Source organism: Legionella impletisoli (genome assembly GCF_900639875.1).
Classification (GTDB): Bacteria; Pseudomonadota; Gammaproteobacteria; order Legionellales; family Legionellaceae; genus Legionella_A; species Legionella_A impletisoli.
This window is the reverse complement of record NZ_CAAAIA010000002.1, coordinates 228,315-248,565: the sequence shown is the minus strand read 5'-3', so window position 1 is coordinate 248,565 and position 20,251 is coordinate 228,315. Positions and strand designations below refer to the sequence as shown.

The following is a 20,251-nucleotide window of genomic DNA, read 5'->3' as shown; positions in this document are numbered from 1 at the left end:
CTTAGAGATATTCCCTACTCATTAATAATAGCCATAATTTTTAAATCAACAAATTTTTCTTTAATATAAGCCGCTTTTCTTAATGTTCCTTCTGTTATAAAAGCGCATTTTTCATAGGCTTTAATCGCGCGAATATTTTCAGAAAAAACATATAGATAAATTCGCTTTAACTGCATCTCAATAAATCCATAATCAACTAGTAAACGAACAGCCTCACTTCCCAATCCGCGGTTTTGGTAATTCATTTCACCAATTCTAATTTGCAATTCGGCATTTTTATGTTGTCTGTTAATATTTCTTAACGAGCAGCTACCAATTAGTTGGCCATTTTCATTGAAAATAATTGAGAAAATAACTAAATCTTTTTTATTTTGAATATTATCAAACCATGTTTGGTGCTCTGCTCTTGAAACAGATTTATAGTTAGCATTATAAGAAACTAATTCTTCGTTATTGATCCATTTAAAGTATTGGTCAGAGTCTTCCGAAATAATAGGGCGAAGACTAATTGATTTCCCATGCATTTTGATAACCCAAAGTATTTGTTAATTTAAGAAAGCTAATTTTTTAATACAATAGCAGTTACAAATAATAGTTTTAGACTGTTATCTTGTGCTAATATCCCGCACGATCATAAAACAAAAATAAAGTTCTGCAAGGTTTTATTAGAAATGAAAGGCATTCAACAAGAAAGCGCACTCTGTTGTCAGAAGCTGTCTAAGGAGTTTTACATTCTTAATGAAAACCTAAATTGGCGTATAGTCTTTCGCGATAAGATAGGACATTTAGAAACGTTTTCAGTATTAAATAATATTAATTTAAATGTTCCAAAAGGTAAGTTCATTGGGATTATCGGTCGAAATGGTGCAGGTAAAAGTACTTTATTAAGAATACTGGGAGGGGTTTATCCACCATCACAAGGTATCGTAAAGGCCTTCGGAGAAATAAGCGGTCTTTTTGAAATGGGCGGTATGGGAAATAATCGATTAACAGGATATGGTTACGCAGATCGGTATTTATCGGTTTACGGTATCAATAAGAAAAAACGTCAGTATCTAATTAATAATATTAAAAATTTTTCTGAATTAGGTGATGATTTTTACAACCCCATATATACCTATTCATCTGGTATGTCTGCGCGATTATTTTTTTCTACAGCAACTGAGTTACAACATAAAATATATTTGGTTGATGAATTGCTCTCTGTAGGTGATGAGCATTTTCAGGCTAAATGCTGGAAAAGATTACGAGAACGGTTTTCCAATGGTGCATCGGGAATTTTAGTGACGCATGATTGGTCGGCAGTTCTTAAGCTCTGCGAGTTTTCTTATATTTTAGATAAAGGAAATATTATTGCATTTGGTAGCTCAGAAAATATAGTACAACAATATCTTAACCTTCCTAAACCTTCACAAGAATATGCTGAGATTATACTTAAGTCTAATGGGTATACCTATGAAAGCGGGAAGGATTGCAAAATCGAGTTCGATATATTGCTAAAAAAATCTATCCCCTTAGCCGTTAGTTATTCGATTGATCTATTTCGTCCCGGGTATGGCTGGGAGCTAATTTTATTAAATGAGAATTTTGTACAACTTCCGGCGAAACTTGGGATAAATCATTGCCAAATTAATATTAATAAATTACCACTCATTGCCGGTAATTACTATTTAAATTTATTTATCAAGTCTTTAGATCCTATGGTTGATTCATCAAAACTAGGGGGGCGTAGTTGGACTTATGGAAATGGAATCAGATTAATTGTAAAAGGCCCTGAAGTAGATGTAGTTACTGTTTTACCATGGAAATCGGAAATTAGGATTAAAGATGAAGTTGCAGCCTAGCATAGAAGTTAAACAGTTATCTAAGGTCTATTATAAAAACTTTAGCGATGTTATCCATCAAAAAACATTTGCTAAAAGTACTCTCACCGAAGAAGATAAACTGGTTTTAGATAGTCTCAATTTTGAGGTTAATTCAGGCGAAAGAATTGGCATTATTGGACGTAATGGCGCTGGTAAATCAACTTTATTATCTATTCTTGCTGGAGTATCTAAACAAACCTCTGGAGTAGTTAATATTCGCGGTAAAGTGACCGCTGTTATGACGCTTGGTCTTGGCTTACGTGAGGATTTGTCTGGTCGTGAAAATATTTATCTCGATGGGCAAATTCAAGGTAAAACAAGAGAGGAAGTGGACAAGGTTATTGATGAAATCATTTCATTTGCAGAATTAGATGATTTTATTGATAAACCAATAAAAACCTATTCTACTGGAATGAAATCCAGGCTTGCGTTTTCTATGCTGGTAGGAATTGAGCCTGAAATATTGATTATTGATGAAGCGCTTTCAGCTGGAGATGCTTTTTTTGCTAATAAAGCGTCTAATAAAATTAAAGAAATATGTCAACGCGGAAAAATTGTTATCTTGGTTTCTCATTCAATGGCAACTATAGAGACAATGTGTAATCGTTGTCTTTGGCTTGAAAAAGGTTCTATTCTTATGGATGCTGAGCCTACTAAAGTCACAAAAAGTTATTTAAAAAAAATACGTGAAGAAGACCAACATCAGGTAGTAGAAGAGTCTCAGAGAACCGTTGCGGTTATCGATCCACATGCTAAATACAAAATTACTCATATCTCAATACAGGGTGCTGAAAGCAATTACGACCAAACCGTTTTTTATACTAAGGAAAGTTTTATTATTTCCCTCTTTATTGAACAAATTAATCCTGGTACTGGCAAGCTTCATTTCTATATTGAGCGAATGGATGGATTAAAAATTTCACACGAACATATGGAGCTCCCAGAAGACAACAGCTCTTATTCAAAACTATTGAAAATAAAATATTCATTAAACTCGCTAATTCTTAACAAAGGATTCTATCTAATAAAGTTCGAACTTATCGAAAATGGGAAAATTACGAATTACTATAGCAGGTATTTCGAAGTTAAAAATGACCATATGGCCCAAGGGGGGCTGTCATTATTGCATTACCCAGCTGAAATAAAATTAATCAATGAGGAAGCCAACCTATGTTCGGATTCGAAAAAACTGACTACCGAATGATCTTCAACTTTTTTAAAATTAATCTTAACGATCGTTACATGGCATCTGCTTTGGGAGGAGTATGGGCTGTATTAAACCCTATTATAATGCTAGGGATCTTTACGTTTATCTTTGGATTTGTTTATCGTGCAAAATTACCAGGCGCAAGTACGACTCTATCCTATGTGATTTGGTTAATCAGTGGTTATGGTCCCTGGCTTGCGATGAGTGAGGGTTTATTGAATTCCTCAAACTCCGTAATCGCAAATTCTGGTGTAGTAAAAAACATGGCATTTAAAACGGAAATATTACCCGTTTCTTCTGTTTTAGTTTCTATTGTCCCTTTAATTGTAAGTTTATGCTTTTTAAGTATTGTCATGTTTTTTGATCATAATGCTTTAACTTGGCACGCGCTTCTAATAATCCCCGTTATTATTATTATGTATTTATTTATGTTTGGGCTGGGTTTTTTTCTTTCAGCGGTTTCTGTATTTCTAAGAGATTTACCAATCGTATTACCAAATTTATTGATGATGATATTATTTGTTTCTCCTATTTTTTATACTTTAGAGTCAATGCCAAAACCCATACAAATTGTTTCAACGGCTAATCCGTTTTACATATTAACTGAGGGTTTTAGGCAGCCTTTAATTAATCATGCCATTCCAACCAACTTATTATTGGGACTTTTATACGTTCTTTTTTTAGCAATATTTCTTTATTCTTTTGGGTTATACCGTTTTAGAAAAGTCAAAGGATATTTTACTTCATTTATTTAGTAAATTTTAAGAAAAATTATGACAATTTGCGCAATCCATCAACCTAATTTTTTCCCTTGGGGCGGATATTTTGACAAAATTAAACGAGCCGACGTTTTTATTTTCTTGGATGAAGTTGCCTATCCTAAAAGTGGTAGTGGAGCTGGCTCATGGTGTAACAGGGTAAAATTATTAAATTCTGGTAAACCTTCATGGTATGGTTTACCTATTCAAAGAGAAAATGGTATTCAGTTAATTAAAACCGTGTCCTTTACCAATAAAGATTATCATTTAAAAAAAATAACCAAGGCCTTAGAGTATAATTATAAAAAAACAAAATATTACCGAGAACTTTATCCATTTATTAAATCTCTCCTGCATTATCCTGCTATTAACCTAGTTGAATATAATATTCATGCTATCACTAAGCTTGCTGATTTTCTTGGTTTGAGCACTCACTTCGTTAGGCAATCTGAACTGGTACACAGTAAAAGTTCTAATGAGTTGTTAATCGAACTTATAAAACAAGTTAATGCAGATACTTACTTATCAGGAAATGGCAGTGCAGATTATTTGGAAGATAAATTTTTTAAACAAGCAGGCATTGAGCTAATTTATCAAAATCAGGATCCAATAAATAACTTTGTTCACTCTCTAAACATAGATCAAGAGGAGCGATCATTATCCATTTTGCATTTTTTGATGATGTATTATGGGGAATTTTTATAGTTTTAAAATTTTAGATTATATTAACAGGGAATTTAAGCATGCAAAAAAATATTCAACACCAAATTGATCAAAAAAATAGAAACTTTTGGAATGAGCTTTGTGGAACGCAATTAGCAAAAGAATTAGGTGTGGTGGATTCAAGTCAGGAAAGTTTAGCCAAATTTGATAAGTTTTATAATAATTATTACCCATATTTGGAAAAATACCTTTTTCTTGATGAAATCAAAGGAAAAAATGTTCTAGAGGTTGGTTTAGGCTATGGTACGGTAAGTCAAAAGTTAGCATTGGCGGGAGCAAATTATCATGGCCTTGATATCGCATCTAATGCAGTTGCGATGGCTGCTCATCGTTTAAGCCAACATAACCTCACGGGAGATATTCGTACAGGCAGCATGATAGAGTGCCCATTTAACGATAATTATTTTGATTATGTGATTTCTATAGGTTGTTTTCATCATACAGGAGATTTTCAGGCTTGCGTTGATCAGACATATCGTATATTAAAAAAAGGGGGCAAGGCCACGATAATGGTTTATAACCAATATTCCTTACGGCAATGGATGAGATGGCCTAAGTTAACAACCAAAAATTTATTATTGAATGTGATAAATAAATCTAGTGGCTTATCAACTCAAAAGCAGCGTGAAGCTTATGATGCCTCTTTATCAAATGAAGGGGCACCAGAAACAAAATTTTTTTCAAAAAGAGAAATAAGCGAAGCTTGTAAATATTTTAAAGCGAAAAAACTGACGTGTGAAAACTTTGATGAAAATGTTCAGTTTAAACTAGGGAAACTTCCAATCTATCGATTTGATAAGCGGATAGAATGTTTAAATGGATTCTGGGCTCGTAAATTTGGCTTAGATCTATATATTCAATTAGAAAAGTGAAAGTTGATTTAGGGCTGCGCTATGAAATTAAATATATTGCTGTTCTGTGATAAACCTAAAAAATCAAAGAATGCAAATACTATTCTTGATCATATTTCTGCGTTTGAACAATACTCTGAACATAATATTTTAATTTATTCTATGTTAAGAGATATACCACCAAAATTAGATTTAAATAAATTTGATGTAATTATCGTTCATTACACGTTATCGTTACTTTATGAGTATTACATTTCCTCTTTATCTAAGAATAAGCTACGTGAATTTAATGGGTTAAAAGTTTTATTTGTGCAGGATGAATACCGACAAATTAATAAAATGATTACTGAAATTAATTTTATTAATTTTGATATATTATTTACTTGTTTTCCCTCTTCGGAAATTGAACGTATTTATCCTACATCTAAATTGCCCAATTTAGTAAAGTATAACAATTTAACAGGTTATGTGCCTGAAAATCTGGTTGGAATTTCCTCTTATGAAAGAAGCTCAGAACGCAAAATAGATGTAGGTTATAGGGGAAGAAAAATTCCTTTTTGGCTTGGTGAACTAGCCTATGAAAAATGTTCTATTGTAGATCAATGGAAAAAATACACTGCCAATGCCAATCTGATTATGGATATTTCCTATCATGAGGACGATCGAATTTATGGGGAGAAATGGATACAATTTTTAACTTCTTGTAAAACTACTTTAGGAGTAGAAAGTGGCGCTAGTGTAATGGATTTTACTGGTCGATTAGAAAAAATTATCGATTTTCATCAAAAGACCTTTCCGGAGGATTCCTTTTATGATGTACAAAAGTATTATTTAACTGAGCATGAAGGAAAATATAAATTAAATCAAATTTCTCCTAGATGTTTTGAAGCCATTGCTCTCAAAACCGTTTTAATATTATATGAAGGAGAATATTCAGGAGTTTTAATTCCAGGGCGACATTATATTAGTTTAAAAAAAGATTTTAGTAATATTAATAAGGTATTAGATGCAATTAAGGATAATGATTTTCTTCAGCAAATGGGTGAGAGGGCCTATAATGAAATTGTATTGAGTTCACAATATAGTTATCAATCATTCATTAAAAGAGTGGACCAAATTGTTGCTTCTGAGTTTATCGCTCGTGATAAAAATAAAGTAAATTCTTATAACTATGAAGAATTATTACAAGAAGTACTTTTTAGTCAATCAAAAGAATCGTATGTATGTAGCAATCATGATCCAGGCAAAATAAATAAAACCGTCTCACATTCAATACTAAGTTTACTTAAGCGGTTGATTATTAAAATTAAAATACTCAATTCATTTGTACAAATAATTCAAAAATTGTTAATCAAATCTAGGCATTTATGAAACTAGATATCCTCTTTGTATGTAATAAGCCACTACTTGGCAACGATGCGAATACAATAGTTGATCATATTGAGGCATTCGAAAATTATTCTAGTCATAATATTTGGCTCTGTTCTAATTTGGGTCAGCTTTCTAAAAAGCTGCAGCTTGAGAAGTTTGATGCCATCATCATTCATTACTCCATTTGTTTGTTGAGTGAAGTTTATTTAGATCGACCATCAAAAGAAAGAATAAAACGTTTTAAAGGTTTGAAAATTGCTTTTATCCAAGATGAATATAGACAAATCAATAAAATGATTGAGGAGCTTGCTTATATTGACTTGGATATTTTATTCACTTGCTTTCCCGGGAGTGAAATCGAACGGATTTATCCTTCCCATAATCTTCCAAAGGTTGCTAAATTTAACAATTTAACAGGTTATATTCCTGAGAGACTCGCTAAGGTTTCAAATCAAACTCCAATAAGTAATCGCCCAATACATGTTGGATATCGGGGAAGAAAAACTCCTTTTTGGCTTGGTGAACTAGCTTACGAAAAATGGAATATTGTTGATAAATGGCAGCAATATACGGCCGACACCATGGATTTGAAAGTTGATATTTCTTATCATGAAAGTGATCGTATCTATGGCAGTAAGTGGGTTGAATTTTTATCCTCATGCAAGACAACTTTAGGAGTTGAAAGCGGTGCAAGTGTGATGGATTTTACAGGCGATCTTGAAAAAAATATTAATATGCATCAATTAACACACCCGAATGATTCATTCTACTCAATTCAAAATAAATTTCTTCTGGAGCATGAGGGAAAATACAAGTTAAATCAAATTTCCCCTCGCTGTTTTGAAGCGATTGCTTTAAAAACGGTTTTGGTTCTCTATGAAGGGGAATATTCAGGGATACTTGAACCAAATCGTCATTTTATTCCGCTCAAGAAAGATTTTAGCAATATCGCTAAAGTTATGAAGCTGCTCAAAGATGATCTATATTTACAACGCATGGCTGATAGGGCATTTAATGAGATTGCTTTGAACCCTGATTATAGTTATCACATGTTTGTAAAACGTGTTGATGAAATTATAATGAATGGGTTTTTATCGCATCAGAAACAAAAGGTTAAGGATACTTATACAGACGATCTGTTTGCAAGTGATCTTATTTATAGACCGCTTAAAAAAAGAATTTATACATATGGATTAAAAGCCAGCCAAAAACTTCCTGCTAGATTGCGTTTATTTGTTAAAGGTTGTGTTAGACCCATATATAATTTACAAGCTCTATCGAAAAAGTTATCTAAAATTATGCGGTTTGAATTTAAATAACAAAAAATCAATTGATGATGCAAAAGGCTCTTTTTATGCTTTAGGCATAGCCCCTTTTTTTCGAAGTGGTCAGTCATAACTGGTGTCAAAAGCACTTTCAGTGTACAATTTTTTAAAAAATTATTAGATAACATAATAGATATGTATACTGAACAATCTGTTCCAGAAGAGATAAATATCGTAATTCTCTATGAACCGCAGAGTATCGAAGTTCCAACCATTTCCGAGCATTTAAAAAGCTTTGGGGTTTTTTCTTCAGCCACTGTTTCTTACTTGCCAGCAACTCAAGGGCTGAGTTGCAAAGTAGATTTAAACATTTTTGACGTAATAATTATCCATTATTCCGTTCGGCTTAGTGTAAATGAAGGCAATTACATGCTTTCGCAATGTTATCAGGATGCAGTTAAATCTTTCAAAGGATACAAAATATTATTTATACAGGATGAATATGAAGGCACAGAAATCGCCAGGAAATGGATTACAACTCTGGGTATTAATACGGTCTATACTTGTGTCCCTAAGGAATACATAGAGAAAGTTTATCCTAAAGCACGATTCCCTAACGTAGAGTTTCTAAGTACATTAACTGGCTATGTTCCTCTGAGTCTAAAAGATCTAAACTCTTATAAAAGAACTTCAGAACGCTCAATAATGATAGGCTATCGCGGTCGAGTTTTACCTTATTGGTACGGAAGTTTAGGTCAAGAAAAAAAAAATATAGGGAAATATATTAAAGAATATTGCTTGGTTAATGGTTATAAGGTGGATATAGAATGGGACGATTCTAAAAGAATTTATTCTGGATGGTATGATTTCTTGGGTGAGTGTAAAGCCACCTTGGGTACAGAAAGCGGCTCAAACTTGTTTGATTTTGATGGTAGTGTTCGTCGCCGAATTGAGGAAAAACTAGCTCAAAACCCATCCCTTACTTATGAAGAATTATATGAAGTATGTATCGCCCCTTATGAAACTATAAAAATGAATCAGATTTCTCCCAAAATTTTTGAGTCTATTGCTTTAAAAACGGCTCTGATTTTATTTGAGGGAAATTATTCTGGAGTATTAAAACCATATATTCATTATCTTCCTTTAAAAAAAGATTTTAGTAATATTGAAGAAATTTTTTGCAGGCTTAGGAATGATCAATTTATTCAAGGTCTTGTCGACCAAGCATACAAGGATACAATTGAATCAGGAAAATATTCATATAAACAGTTCATAAAAGAGATTGATGATTATATTTATAGTAAATTAAAGAAACATTCAGCAGATAGAAAAATTATTTATTCTTATTCAGGGTATATTACAAACAATGAGTTTTGTTTAAATTCATTTTCGCAAAGTGGAATACTATTGCCTTCATCCAAAATTTTGTCGATGACTCAAATAAGTAATACATTAGAACCATCTTTTAAGCGTAAGACAATTCGATCATTCCTTAATGATACATGTATTAAAACAGAGTTTTTACAAAATTTAACCTTTTGGGAACTGGGTAAAGTATTTATATTTAAAGCGATTAATCTTTTAATTGATTCAGTTAAAAAAATATTACCCTCACAATTAAAGTTATCAATCAAAAAACTCTTACTGATTTTGTTAAATAAAAAACCTGAATGTCTGTAAATGTTGCGAATGTTATTAAATGATACCCCCCAGGAGTTAGAGTTATGTTCAATGAGCATTTGCATCAGGAGTATGACGCAATTGTAATGCTTACTTGGTCAAATTGGAAAACTGAGTTAAGAAGCAATCGATATCATTATGCAACCCGATTTGCAAAAATAGTTCCTGTTATTTTTGTACAGCCAGATTTAGAACATGAGTCATATCAATTTGAAGAAAGTGACGTGTCAAATGTTACAATTTTACATGTTTATAATAAATACGGTAATGCCCAAACTAGTTTGCTTAATAAGGCTCTTGTAGAAGCGGGGTGTTTGCGTCCAATTTTTTGGGTATACAATATATTTTTTACCGGTTTTCTAAGACAGCGATTTTCTATTTTAAATATTTATCATGGTACAGAAGATTATTTAACTTCTAAATCCCGCTTGCAATTTAAGGATGATCAATATATAAATGCGTTCAATCAAATGCTTGAATTAACGGATTTATTAGTTTGTGTCTCAGATGGCGTTGCGGATAGCTTTTTAACACAAGCCAATTATAAAGGACGTATAGTCACAATCACGAATGGATGTGATTATAAATTTTACAAACCACAGGAAATTAAGCCGCATCATAATACGCAAAAAATACAGATTTTTTATCAAGGTAATATATTTGATAAGTTGGATTATAAATTATTAATTCAGCTAGCAAAAAAATTTCCTTCTTGGAAGTTTGTATTTGCTGGTCGGGTTATCTTTAAAGAAGCTGGGTGGCGATCCCTTTGCAAATTGCCGAATGTTGAGTATGTTGGAATATTATCACCTGAGCAATTAAAGGAAAAAGCGTATATTTCAGATATTGGCATTATTCCATTTGTTGAGAGTGAATGGTTAATTGAACGTTCTTTTCCTTTGAAAGCTTTTGAATATTTAGCATGTGGTTTGCCAGTGGTTAGTGTACCTATTAAAGCACTTAAGCCTTTTAGTGAGGTTATAACTTTTGCAAGTGGTATCGAGGAATTTTCTGTTGCGTTAGAGCGTGCTGTGTTGTTAAAAAATAACCAGCAATATATTGAAAAATGCTTAGAATCTGCTTCGTTACAAGATTATGATTTAAAATTTGAGGAGTGCTTAAGACATATCCATAGGTTAAGCTCGGAACGTACTGCTAATCATGAATTTTCTAAGTATACTGCGGGGATTCTTTGCGAATTTGAAAATAAAAATTTAGCATACATGCCACTATTTCAAAATTTTATATCTCATTCAAGCCATGACATATATTATATTCCTTTTGATTCATCTTTAGATATTGCCGTCATTAAACATTTCGATGTTATTATTATTCCTGCTGTAAAACAAAATATTACTAATTATTTAATACATCCAGTGGGAGAAATCATAAAAAAATATGGGGGATATAAGATTATTTTCTCAGATTCAACACAGGAAAAGTCTTACTTAAATGAGCTGGTTTTAAATCTAGGTGTTCAAAAAATCTTTGGGTTTAATGAGAACAATTTATTAACCAATGATATCAACGTATCCTATGTGATAGATTTTGATAAATATCTTTTAGAACAACATGTATTAGCCAGAACAGCAGAAGATAAATATTCCTTATCAGTCATCCACAATTTGAAAGATAGATTGGAGCTTAGTATAAACGATATAGCTTGTTATCCTACGAAATGTACTAATTTTACGGAATTTAAGCGAGTCGCCAATAAACTCACCTTACATTCGATAGCTGAGCAACTCTCTTCTTTTGAGCTAATTAAATTGATTTTCAATAAAATGATCAAAAATATACTTAAACTTCTATATCATTATTTTCGAATGCTTCCGAATTCTGTTAAGACAAAAATTGTCTTTTGGATTCCCATTTCGGTTAAAAAAATAATTAAACCAACTTAATTAATGGGATCTATATGTGTGGTATAGCCGGAATTTTTTTATCTGATTTGAATGAAGTACCGTCCGATCAGACTCTGAAAGTTATGATCAATATTATCAAGCATCGAGGACCAGACGCCCAACAAACATTAGCGCTCTCTGGAACGGGATTAGCTCATGCACGATTAAGTATCATTGATTTAAGCAAAGAATCTAATCAACCGATGATTGATTCTGAGAACGGGAATGTAATTGTTTTTAATGGTGAAATTTATAATTATTTAGAACTTCGTAAGGAGCTGATTGATAAAGGGCATAAATTTAAAACTAATGGGGATACTGAAGTCATTTTAAAAGCCTACGATCAGTGGGGAGTCGAGTGTCAAAATAAATTTAATGGCATGTGGGCTTTTGCACTCTATGATAAAGAGAAAAAAATGCTATTTGCTTCTCGCGATCGAATGGGAATAAAGCCCTTTGTTTATGGCATGACAAAATCCGGTGATTTAGTATTCGCTAGCGAAGCTAAATCTATCGTTCAGGAGTTCCCAGAATTTAAGCGAGTGAATCAAGATTTTTTAATTGATTTTGTTGAGCGCGATTTTTTTGCCTGTTATAAAAAAACATTTTATCAAAATGTATTTAACTTATTACCGGGACATTATTTTTTTGTTAAACATGGTGAAGTAGCACAACAACAGCGATATTGGAAATGGACTCCTTGTGAAAATTTGTCGCATTATAGTGATAATGAGGCATCCTCCATGTTTAAAGAACTTCTAGTGGATGCAATTAAATTGCGTTTTCGAAGTGATGTACCCGTTGGCTCATGTTTAAGCGGCGGTTTAGATAGCAGTACGATTGTCGGTTTGGCTTCACAGCTATATGAGAATCGTCTACATACTTTTTCATGTATTTACCCAAGTACACCAGAATTTGATGAGTCTCAATACATCCAATATTCAGTAGAAAAATTCAACACCATCCCTCAATACATTGAGCCTCGCCATGATGACTTTCTGGAGCTAATGCACACTTCGATTTATGAACAAGATGGCCCAACGGGCGGCCCGTCTATATTGTCACAAAGAGCAGTCATGCAATTGGCTAGCCAGAATGTAAAGGTATTGTTGGATGGGCAAGGAGCGGATGAATTATTAGGGGGATATCATGGTTATTTCCGTTATAGCTTATTGGCGCACTTGCGTAAAGTTAAGAACTCAAGAAATTTGCTTTCTATATTCAATTATTTGTCAAATGCAGCAGAAATTAAAAAAAGAACCGGACAGAAATATGGAAATTTATTAAGTTTTATGGCTAGCATGCGAAAACCGGCCCGATTTTACAGCCCTAATATTGCAGAAACCCAATTACATTATTTTAAAGAGTTTGAAAATGACGATTTAAACACTATCTTACTGGAGCATGTATTCACTAACTTAACAAATTTGTTGCATTATGAGGATCGTAATTCGATGACCTTTTCAATAGAGTCACGATTGCCTTTTCTTGATTACCGTTTAATTGAATTTGCATTCAGCTTACCTCACCAGTATAAAATTCGTGGGAGCACAACGAAATGGTTATTACACAATGTAGCTAAAGAAGTTTTACCCGAACAGGTTTTAAATCGTAAGGATAAAATGGGATTTACTACCCCAGCTCATAAATGGTTTTTACAGAATGAAAATCTTAATTTTTTTAAAGGATATTTTAGTAAAAACAATTTAATTTATTCCAGTATCTCTCAATCAATGCGTGATTATTTATTTAATTCATTTAATATACTTTTGCAAAATCGAACACATACGCCTGCTACAGGTGGTGATATCAATGCGTTATGGCGATTTTTTACGGCTAATATGTGGCAAGAAACGATTAATTAATCAATATGAAATTAAATATACTTTTATTATGCAACAAGCCAAATGCTGGATCTAATGCGAATACCGTTGTTGATCATATAGAATCAATACAAAAGTATTCCGAGGGCACAGTCTGGTTATGTTCCGTCCTCGGCCATTTACCTAAAACGCTACAATTGAATAAGTTTGATGTCATAATTATTCACTATTCTCTTAGTTTGTTACAAAACTATTATCTTAATCAGGAAGCTAAAACAAGAATACATGATTACGAGGGATTGAAAGTCGTTTTTGTGCAAGATGAATATCGCCAAATTAATAAATTAATTGATGAACTCAACTTCTTAAAAGCAGATATATTATTTTCCTGCTTCCCTGAGAATGAACTTAATAAAATTTATCCTCCAGATAAGCTATTAAATACTAAAGTCGTGAACAATCTTACAGGCTATCTTCCACAGAGATTACTCGATATAGGCGATCTTCCACCAACTAAAGATAGAACGATTCATGTAGGATATCGTGGACGAAAACTGCCCTTTTGGTATGGTGAACTAGCTTATGAGAAATGGAGCATCGTTGATAAATGGCATCAATTTACAAAAAATGCCAAGTTAAATGTTGATATTTCCTATAACGAAAACAAACGAATCTACGGTCATAAGTGGATTGAATTTTTATTATCTTGTAAAGCAACCTTAGGTGTAGAAAGTGGTGCAAGTGTCATGGATTTTACTGGTGAGCTTGAAAAAGTGATTGACTTGCATCAACTTACCCATCCTAATGATTCATTTCATACGGTACAAAAGAAGTATTTATTAGAGCATGAGGGCAAATATAAGCTGAATCAAATTTCCCCCCGTTGTTTTGAAGCCATTGCTTTAAAAACCGTTTTAGTGCTTTATGAGGGCGAATACTCTGAGATTCTTATTCCTAATCATCATTACATTCCTTTAAAAAAAGATTTTAGCAATATTGAACAAGTTCTTATGTATCTTGAAGATGATCAATTTTTACAAGCCATGGCTGATAGAGCTTTTAATGAAATAGCGTTAAATCCAGAATACAGTTATAAGTCTTTTGTAAAAAGTGTTGATGCGATCATCATACAAGAATTTATTACACGAAATAAATCTAAGGTGCGAGAGGTATATTCTATAAAAGAATTTGAAAGAGATATCAGGCATGTCTCGTTCAAAAATAGAATTTATAGGCGTTGCTTAACGATGTATCAAAAATCACCCAATAGCCTGCGTTTAATTGTGAAAGGTTGTTGTAGACCAAAATTTGCCATGTTAGCGCTGACTAAGATTCTTTTTAAAATGCTGCGGCCTATCTCTAAATGATAAACACGAATACACTTAAACCCAATATCTTATTTCTAGCCGATACTGCTCACCACACCAGTGCAGTTACCGATCATATCACAGCAATAACCTCTTCAAAGAGCATTCATTGGCATGTATTAAATCCCCTTATCAATCGTACGATTGATAAGCTGGATTTATCAAACTTTGACGCGATTGGCATCCATTATTCAATCAAACCTTATAATAACTACTATCTTTCAGTTGCTTTAAAACAAAAAATTTCGAATTATACAGGGGTAAAGTTCTTATTTTTACAGGATGAGTATCAGAAAGTTAATCTGGTTCAAGATTATTTGTTTGAGTTAGGATTTCATCTTTTATTTACTTTAGTTAACCCCAAAATAATGGATTTGGCTTATCCTGATCCTCGATTAAGTTCGTTAAAAAAAGTAACGGTATTAACCGGCTATGTTCAGGAGTATATGAAACATATTGATGCTCCATTAGTAAAAGATAGGCCGATTGATGTGTCTTATCGTGGACGACGATGTGAATTTTGGCTCGGTAAACTGGCTTATGAAAAAGAATGGATTGCAAATGAATTTAAAAGACGTGTGGGGGTAAGACAGCTCACGTTAGATATCAGTATTGATGAAGCGGATCGTGTCTATGGTGAGGCTTGGTTACAGCTTTTGAAAAATTCAAAAGCAGTTTTGGGAACTGAAAGTGGATCGAGTATTTGGGATTTTGATGACAGCATTCGTAAGCTAACTAACCGTTACTTAAAAAAAATTCGCACAGAAAATTTTGATTTGGTTTATGAAAACGTCTTAAAACCTTATGACGGCAACATTCTTTATAATGCCGTGTCCCCTAGAGTATTCGAAGCAGCGGCCACCAGAACACCTATGATTATGTTTCCTGGAGAGTACAGTGGGGTTTGTAAGCCAGGCGAGCATTATATTGTTCTGGAAAAAGATTTTTCTAATTTAGAAGATGTGTTAGAAAAAATTAGCGATAATGATTATTTGCAAGAGTTGGCCGATAGAACTTATTCAGATTTAATTGAGTCTGATTTATATTCGCAGTATGCTTTTTCACAATTGGTCGAGCGAGAAATATTATCTTTGGTCAAACAGCCAAACCATCATAAAGAAGTGCCTGATATATCTGCTGAGATAGACAAAACTTTAAAACAATACCGCCAACTTAATCGAATGAGATGTTTTTATACTGAACTTGGTTTTATTGTAGTGAATTTTATTCAATTATTATTTGATCCAAAATACCCATTTATAAAAAAACTACAAGTTCTTATTAAAAGCTTGAATCGATATCTTGCGTATCTTTTACCTCGGCTTTTAAAAGCGAAAACTTGAAAACATTCTTAACCATGAGATTAAATTTAAAACTTGGGAATTATAACTTCTTTAATACGTTCTTTTGACAGTTTGACTAAATTATTAAGGGTTGATAGCATCGTTTCTGCTTGAGGATGTAAAATCCTATACTGGCATACTATAAGGATAAGGAATGGAAAAGTTGGTTTTATATTGGCAAAAGATTTATTTTAAATTGCCAGTACTATTGTTTGATATATTATCCGTTCCTCTTGCTTGGTATTTAGCTTATTGGTTTCGTTATAATCTTGAATCGATTCCTAAAAATCCTATAAATAAGCAGTCTTTGTTGCCTTTAGCCATTCTGATGGTTATTCAGGTGGGTTGTTATTATCACTTTAAAGTATATCGGGGAATATGGCGATTTTCTTCCATTAATGATGTTGAACGAATTATCCGTGCGGTTGTTTGCAGCATCCTTGCCATAATTCCTGTTTTTTATATTACATCTTTATTACATGACATTCCTCGCTCAATTTTACCGTTATATGGGATTAATTTAATCGCACTATTATGTGGAGCGCGTTTAGCCTTGCGTTTACATATGGATAAACACCAACTTTTTAACAACTCTACAGAAATGAAGCGCGTGTTAATTATTGGAGCTGGTCGAGCCGGAGAGGGGTTGATCCGGGATTTAAAACGAACGGATACTTACGTACCGATTGGAATTGTAGATGACAGCCCCAACAAAAAAGGGGTGGAGCTCCATGGGGTGCAGGTTCTTGGAACCATCGCTGATCTAAATAAACTGGTGAATCAATATCATGCCGATTTAATCTTTATTGCGATTCCTTCGGCTAGCTCCGCTGCTATGCGTCGCATTGTTCATCACTGTGAGCTCAGTGAAATTCCTTTTCGTACATTACCAAGTCTCAGTGCTTTAGCCTCAGGTCACGTGCAGGTGAATGCGCTTCGCGAAGTGAACATCGAGGATCTCTTGGGGCGCGATCAAGTTGAACTCAATTGGGATTCAATTCTAAATAACATCAAGGAAAAAAAGATTCTAGTAACGGGCGGTGGAGGTTCAATTGGCTCGGAGTTATGCCGGCAGGTCATGATGCATGCTCCAAATAAGCTGCTCATCATGGATAACTCGGAATTTAATTTGTATCAAATCGAGCGCGAACTAAAAGAAAAGCATCCTAATGCTCAGATTGAAATCGCTTTGGTGAGTGTTTGTGATGAGATTGGGGTAGAGGCTGTTTTTAATCAATTTAAGCCGGAAATTGTTTTTCATGCAGCAGCTTTTAAGCATGTTCCTATGCTTGAACACCAAGTTCGATTGGCCGTACAAAATAATATCTTAGGTACCCAAATTGTTGCAGAAGCCAGCGTTACACAACAGGTTTCTAAGTTTATTTTAATTTCCTCAGACAAAGCAGTTAATCCTACTAACATCATGGGGGTGACCAAACGTGTAGCAGAAATTTTTTGTCAGAATTTACAGCTACATTGCAATACAAAATTTATTACAGTGCGTTTTGGCAACGTTTTAGGATCAACGGGCAGTGTGATTCCGTTATTTAAAAGTCAAATCCAAAAAGGAGGGCCTTTAACGGTTACGCATCCTGATATTGAACGCTATTTCATGACCATTGCTGAGGCTTGCCAACTTATCTTGCAGGCAATGGCAAATGGCACAGGCGGTGAGATTTTTGTATTGGATATGGGTGAGCCCATTAAAATTAAATATTTGGCTGAACAAATGATTCGTCTTTCTGGAAAAGAGCCAGGTAAAGATATAGCCATTGAGTATGTGGGTTTAAGACCTGGCGAAAAATTATTTGAAGAATTGTTTCATCAATCGGAGCAACTCGACCAAACGGAGCATAAAAAGCTTTTTAAAGCAAAATTCCGACAAATTGATTGGGTCGAATTAAAACAAGCAATGCGATTATTAAAAAATGCTTGTTTAACTTATGAAGAAGATGAATTGTTACTGCTCTTAAAAAATTTAGTCCCTGAATATCAAGTTAGGAACCAAAGTGGCGCAATTGTAAAAGGAATGACTTTTAAAGAAAAGATTTAATTGTATACCTCAAGGGAATGCCCTGAGGAAATTAAATTTTTATTAAGAATACGAAAAAATTGCTCTTAATTGACTATTTTATAAATGACTCGGTCAAGCCGAGGCAAGTAGGCGGGGGACTAATTGTCAACACGTCAAGATAACATGCGGTCTAAGAATTGTTGAAAGCAGGGAAAATAATGCTCAGCGATATTCCTTGTAAGTTCATCCGCAAAGGGTTGATTATAGGTATGCGATGTTTGATTGTGGCTTTTTATCATCTGCATTCAAATTTCACCCTGCTCAATCAAACCTTTACTAAAAGATTCGCGCGTAGCATCGCGAGAGCCAGTAATATTGGGGTTTCCTTGAAAAAAGAAATAATCTTTCATGACATTCCATGCAAGCTCATGTGTAAATTTGAAGTTCGATATCAGCAAAATTTGGATTTTTCTGATATCGAACCCACATTAACTAAACTCAGTTAATAATGTTTTTAACCTAGAATGTTTTTTAGCGCTTTCCACGCCGGGTTGGTCAAAGGGGTTAATGTCCCAGATGACACTTTGAGTAAATATTTTGTGCTCGTAAAGTGCCACCAAGGCTCCGATTGTGTAAGGAGTGCAATCGTTTAGTTGAATGTGATTTAAAGGAACACCGCCAGGTATAAATTCAACCGGATTTTCTTGATTGTTAACCCCTTGGCTTAATATATTCATTTTTGCAGCCGCCATATTGTTTATCAGTTCCTGCTCAAAGGGTTTTAACGTGATAAAGTCCACGGTTGTTTTGTGCGTTCCTTGGCAAAGTAATTGGTAATAACTATGCTGCGCTTGATTTCCTAAACCTCCCCAAACGATAGGTCCAGTCGCATAGTGTACTGGATTGCCCTGATTGTCGATGGATTTTCCGTTGCTTTCCATATCAAGCTGCTGAATATAAGGAACCAGTTTTTCAAGTTGCGCGGCGTAGGTTAGGATTAAATGCGTGTGAATGGAGAAAAAATTATTATTCCAAACGCCAATAAGTCCTAGAAGCGCTGGTAGATTTTCATGAAAATCAGCTGTTAAAAAATGTTCATCCATTGCTTGTGCGCCTTGCAAAATCGCACTGAAATGAGGGTAACCCAACGCGATGGCTGAAATTAAATTGATTGCTGAACAAAAAGAATAGCGCCCGCCTACCCAGTCCCAAATCGGCAATACGTTTTTTATGCCAAATTCGAAAGCCTTCTGCCGATTTGCTGTAACGGCTATAAAATGCTGCTGCAGGTTTGTGCGCGTTCCAATCCAGGCTAGGGCTTTACGTCCATTATATAAGGTTTCAGGGGTTGTAAAGGACTTAGAGGAAACAATAAAAAGCGTTGTTTCAGGATTGAGATCTCGTACGGTATGCTCAAACCCATTGGGATCAACATCAGGAATAAAATGATAACCTAACTCAGGTGTTATGTAATCTCTTAGAGCTTGAATACAAAATCTTGGTCCAAGATCAGACCCTCCAATGCCAATGTTAACAATATCTTTGATGGGTTTACCTGAAAAACCTAACCATAATTTGTTGCGAATTAGTTCTGATATACGCTTTATTTCAAAGCGTGTGTTCACCACCTCTGGCATGATATTTTTATTTTCTACAGTAATGACCGTTTGTTCATCTGCTCTTAAAGCAGTATGAAGTGCCGGACGATGCTCACTGTGGTTTACAATAGCACCACTTATCAAAGCTTTTATCTTTTCATGTAGATGACAGTTTTCTGCAAGTTGGGTTAGTAAAGATAGTGCATTAGGGGGGATGGATTGGTTTGAATAATCAAGCGTGATATTGCAGGTTGAAATAGGCTTGGCTTTGGATACAGCTCCTGAATTAAGTTTCGAACGAATTTCCGCTGCATGATTTTCTAAAGATTTCCAGGTGGTCGTTTTGCTTGCAAGATTCATGTAAACTCTATTTTTTTAAAACGATAAAAATATCATTTTAAGTTAAGATAATAAAGTCGAATAAATCCTATTCATATTGAATTATGGTGCGATTTACTCTTGATTGATGCCCTTTAAGGTGA

Annotated in this window: 15 protein-coding genes and 1 pseudogene; 13 read left to right on the top strand and 3 right to left on the bottom strand. The window is 33.9% G+C overall.

The features are described from left to right. Positions 1-14 precede the first annotated feature (14 nt). The gene (locus tag E1O41_RS03395; protein ID WP_131775908.1) at positions 15-524 is read right to left on the bottom strand and encodes a GNAT family N-acetyltransferase; all 510 of its coding nucleotides are present in this window, start codon (positions 522-524) and stop codon (positions 15-17) included. Positions 525-671: 147 nt separating this feature from the next. Between E1O41_RS03395 and E1O41_RS03390 the strand changes: the two genes are divergently transcribed. The 13 genes from E1O41_RS03390 (at position 672) to E1O41_RS03330 (ending at position 18,210) form a co-directional block, all read left to right on the top strand. Continuing rightward, positions 672-1,844, top strand: coding sequence for an ABC transporter ATP-binding protein (locus E1O41_RS03390; protein ID WP_131775907.1), 1,173 nt, complete (start codon positions 672-674; stop codon positions 1,842-1,844). Then, positions 1,828-3,069, top strand: coding sequence for an ABC transporter ATP-binding protein (locus tag E1O41_RS03385; protein WP_131775906.1), 1,242 nt, complete (start codon positions 1,828-1,830; stop codon positions 3,067-3,069). The genes E1O41_RS03390 and E1O41_RS03385 overlap by 17 nt, the downstream gene beginning before the upstream one ends. Before the next feature lie 38 nt (positions 3,070-3,107). Next, on the top strand, positions 3,108-3,827 hold the full coding sequence (locus E1O41_RS03380; protein WP_207384500.1) for an ABC transporter permease: 720 nt from the start codon (positions 3,108-3,110) through the stop codon (positions 3,825-3,827). An 18-nt stretch (positions 3,828-3,845) separates the two neighbouring features. Continuing rightward, on the top strand, positions 3,846-4,535 hold the full coding sequence (locus E1O41_RS03375; RefSeq protein ID WP_131775904.1) for a WbqC family protein: 690 nt from the start codon (positions 3,846-3,848) through the stop codon (positions 4,533-4,535). A 38-nt stretch (positions 4,536-4,573) separates the two neighbouring features. Continuing rightward, on the top strand, positions 4,574-5,425 hold the full coding sequence (locus E1O41_RS03370) for a class I SAM-dependent methyltransferase (RefSeq protein ID WP_131775903.1): 852 nt from the start codon (positions 4,574-4,576) through the stop codon (positions 5,423-5,425). Positions 5,426-5,446: 21 nt separating this feature from the next. Continuing rightward, positions 5,447-6,775, top strand: a complete 1,329-nt coding sequence (locus tag E1O41_RS03365; RefSeq protein WP_131775902.1) for a hypothetical protein — start codon at positions 5,447-5,449, stop codon at positions 6,773-6,775. Next, complete coding sequence (locus E1O41_RS03360) at positions 6,772-8,094, top strand: hypothetical protein (RefSeq protein ID WP_131775901.1); 1,323 nt, start codon at positions 6,772-6,774, stop codon at positions 8,092-8,094. Before E1O41_RS03365 ends, E1O41_RS03360 begins: the two co-directional genes overlap by 4 nt. A 141-nt stretch (positions 8,095-8,235) precedes the next feature. Then, complete coding sequence (locus E1O41_RS03355) at positions 8,236-9,720, top strand: hypothetical protein (RefSeq protein ID WP_131775900.1); 1,485 nt, start codon at positions 8,236-8,238, stop codon at positions 9,718-9,720. A gap of 44 nt (positions 9,721-9,764) precedes the next feature. Next, the gene (locus E1O41_RS03350; protein WP_131775899.1) at positions 9,765-11,624 is read left to right on the top strand and encodes a glycosyltransferase; all 1,860 of its coding nucleotides are present in this window, start codon (positions 9,765-9,767) and stop codon (positions 11,622-11,624) included. A gap of 14 nt (positions 11,625-11,638) precedes the next feature. Next, complete coding sequence (gene asnB / locus E1O41_RS03345; RefSeq protein WP_131775898.1) at positions 11,639-13,489, top strand: asparagine synthase (glutamine-hydrolyzing); 1,851 nt, start codon at positions 11,639-11,641, stop codon at positions 13,487-13,489. A 5-nt stretch (positions 13,490-13,494) separates the two neighbouring features. Then, the gene (locus E1O41_RS03340) at positions 13,495-14,814 is read left to right on the top strand and encodes a hypothetical protein (RefSeq protein ID WP_165481091.1); all 1,320 of its coding nucleotides are present in this window, start codon (positions 13,495-13,497) and stop codon (positions 14,812-14,814) included. After that, positions 14,811-16,157, top strand: coding sequence for a hypothetical protein (locus E1O41_RS03335; RefSeq protein WP_131775896.1), 1,347 nt, complete (start codon positions 14,811-14,813; stop codon positions 16,155-16,157). The genes E1O41_RS03340 and E1O41_RS03335 overlap by 4 nt, the downstream gene beginning before the upstream one ends. A gap of 154 nt (positions 16,158-16,311) precedes the next feature. Next, entirely contained in the window at positions 16,312-18,210 is a 1,899-nt protein-coding gene (locus E1O41_RS03330) for a polysaccharide biosynthesis protein (protein WP_131775895.1), read from the top strand. A 134-nt stretch (positions 18,211-18,344) separates the two neighbouring features. Here E1O41_RS03330 and E1O41_RS03325 read toward each other — a convergent pair. Together E1O41_RS03325 and pgi are read right to left on the bottom strand one after the other, a co-directional pair. Then, positions 18,345-18,629: pseudogene (locus tag E1O41_RS03325) on the bottom strand (HI0074 family nucleotidyltransferase substrate-binding subunit). Between the two features lie 30 nt (positions 18,630-18,659). After that, complete coding sequence (pgi, locus tag E1O41_RS03320; RefSeq protein WP_131775894.1) at positions 18,660-20,129, bottom strand: glucose-6-phosphate isomerase; 1,470 nt, start codon at positions 20,127-20,129, stop codon at positions 18,660-18,662. Positions 20,130-20,251 lie beyond the last annotated feature (122 nt).

What these genes read in the sequence shown, in the direction of transcription:
- E1O41_RS03360 (WP_131775901.1), top strand. Translation starts at nt 6,772, where the DNA reads ATGAAACTAGATATCCTCTTTGTATGTAATAAGCCACTACTTGGCAAC.
- E1O41_RS03350 (WP_131775899.1), top strand. Translation starts at nt 9,765, where the DNA reads ATGTTCAATGAGCATTTGCATCAGGAGTATGACGCAATTGTAATGCTT.
- E1O41_RS03335 (WP_131775896.1), top strand. Translation starts at nt 14,811, where the DNA reads ATGATAAACACGAATACACTTAAACCCAATATCTTATTTCTAGCCGAT.
- E1O41_RS03330 (WP_131775895.1), top strand. Translation starts at nt 16,312, where the DNA reads ATGGAAAAGTTGGTTTTATATTGGCAAAAGATTTATTTTAAATTGCCA.
- E1O41_RS03380 (WP_207384500.1), top strand. Translation starts at nt 3,108, where the DNA reads ATGGCATCTGCTTTGGGAGGAGTATGGGCTGTATTAAACCCTATTATA.
- E1O41_RS03355 (WP_131775900.1), top strand. Translation starts at nt 8,236, where the DNA reads ATGTATACTGAACAATCTGTTCCAGAAGAGATAAATATCGTAATTCTC.
- E1O41_RS03395 (WP_131775908.1), bottom strand. Translation starts at nt 524, where the DNA reads ATGCATGGGAAATCAATTAGTCTTCGCCCTATTATTTCGGAAGACTCT.
- E1O41_RS03365 (WP_131775902.1), top strand. Translation starts at nt 5,447, where the DNA reads ATGAAATTAAATATATTGCTGTTCTGTGATAAACCTAAAAAATCAAAG.
- E1O41_RS03390 (WP_131775907.1), top strand. Translation starts at nt 672, where the DNA reads ATGAAAGGCATTCAACAAGAAAGCGCACTCTGTTGTCAGAAGCTGTCT.
- asnB (WP_131775898.1), top strand. Translation starts at nt 11,639, where the DNA reads ATGTGTGGTATAGCCGGAATTTTTTTATCTGATTTGAATGAAGTACCG.
- E1O41_RS03385 (WP_131775906.1), top strand. Translation starts at nt 1,828, where the DNA reads ATGAAGTTGCAGCCTAGCATAGAAGTTAAACAGTTATCTAAGGTCTAT.
- pgi (WP_131775894.1), bottom strand. Translation starts at nt 20,129, where the DNA reads ATGAATCTTGCAAGCAAAACGACCACCTGGAAATCTTTAGAAAATCAT.
- E1O41_RS03370 (WP_131775903.1), top strand. Translation starts at nt 4,574, where the DNA reads ATGCAAAAAAATATTCAACACCAAATTGATCAAAAAAATAGAAACTTT.
- E1O41_RS03340 (WP_165481091.1), top strand. Translation starts at nt 13,495, where the DNA reads ATGAAATTAAATATACTTTTATTATGCAACAAGCCAAATGCTGGATCT.
- E1O41_RS03375 (WP_131775904.1), top strand. Translation starts at nt 3,846, where the DNA reads ATGACAATTTGCGCAATCCATCAACCTAATTTTTTCCCTTGGGGCGGA.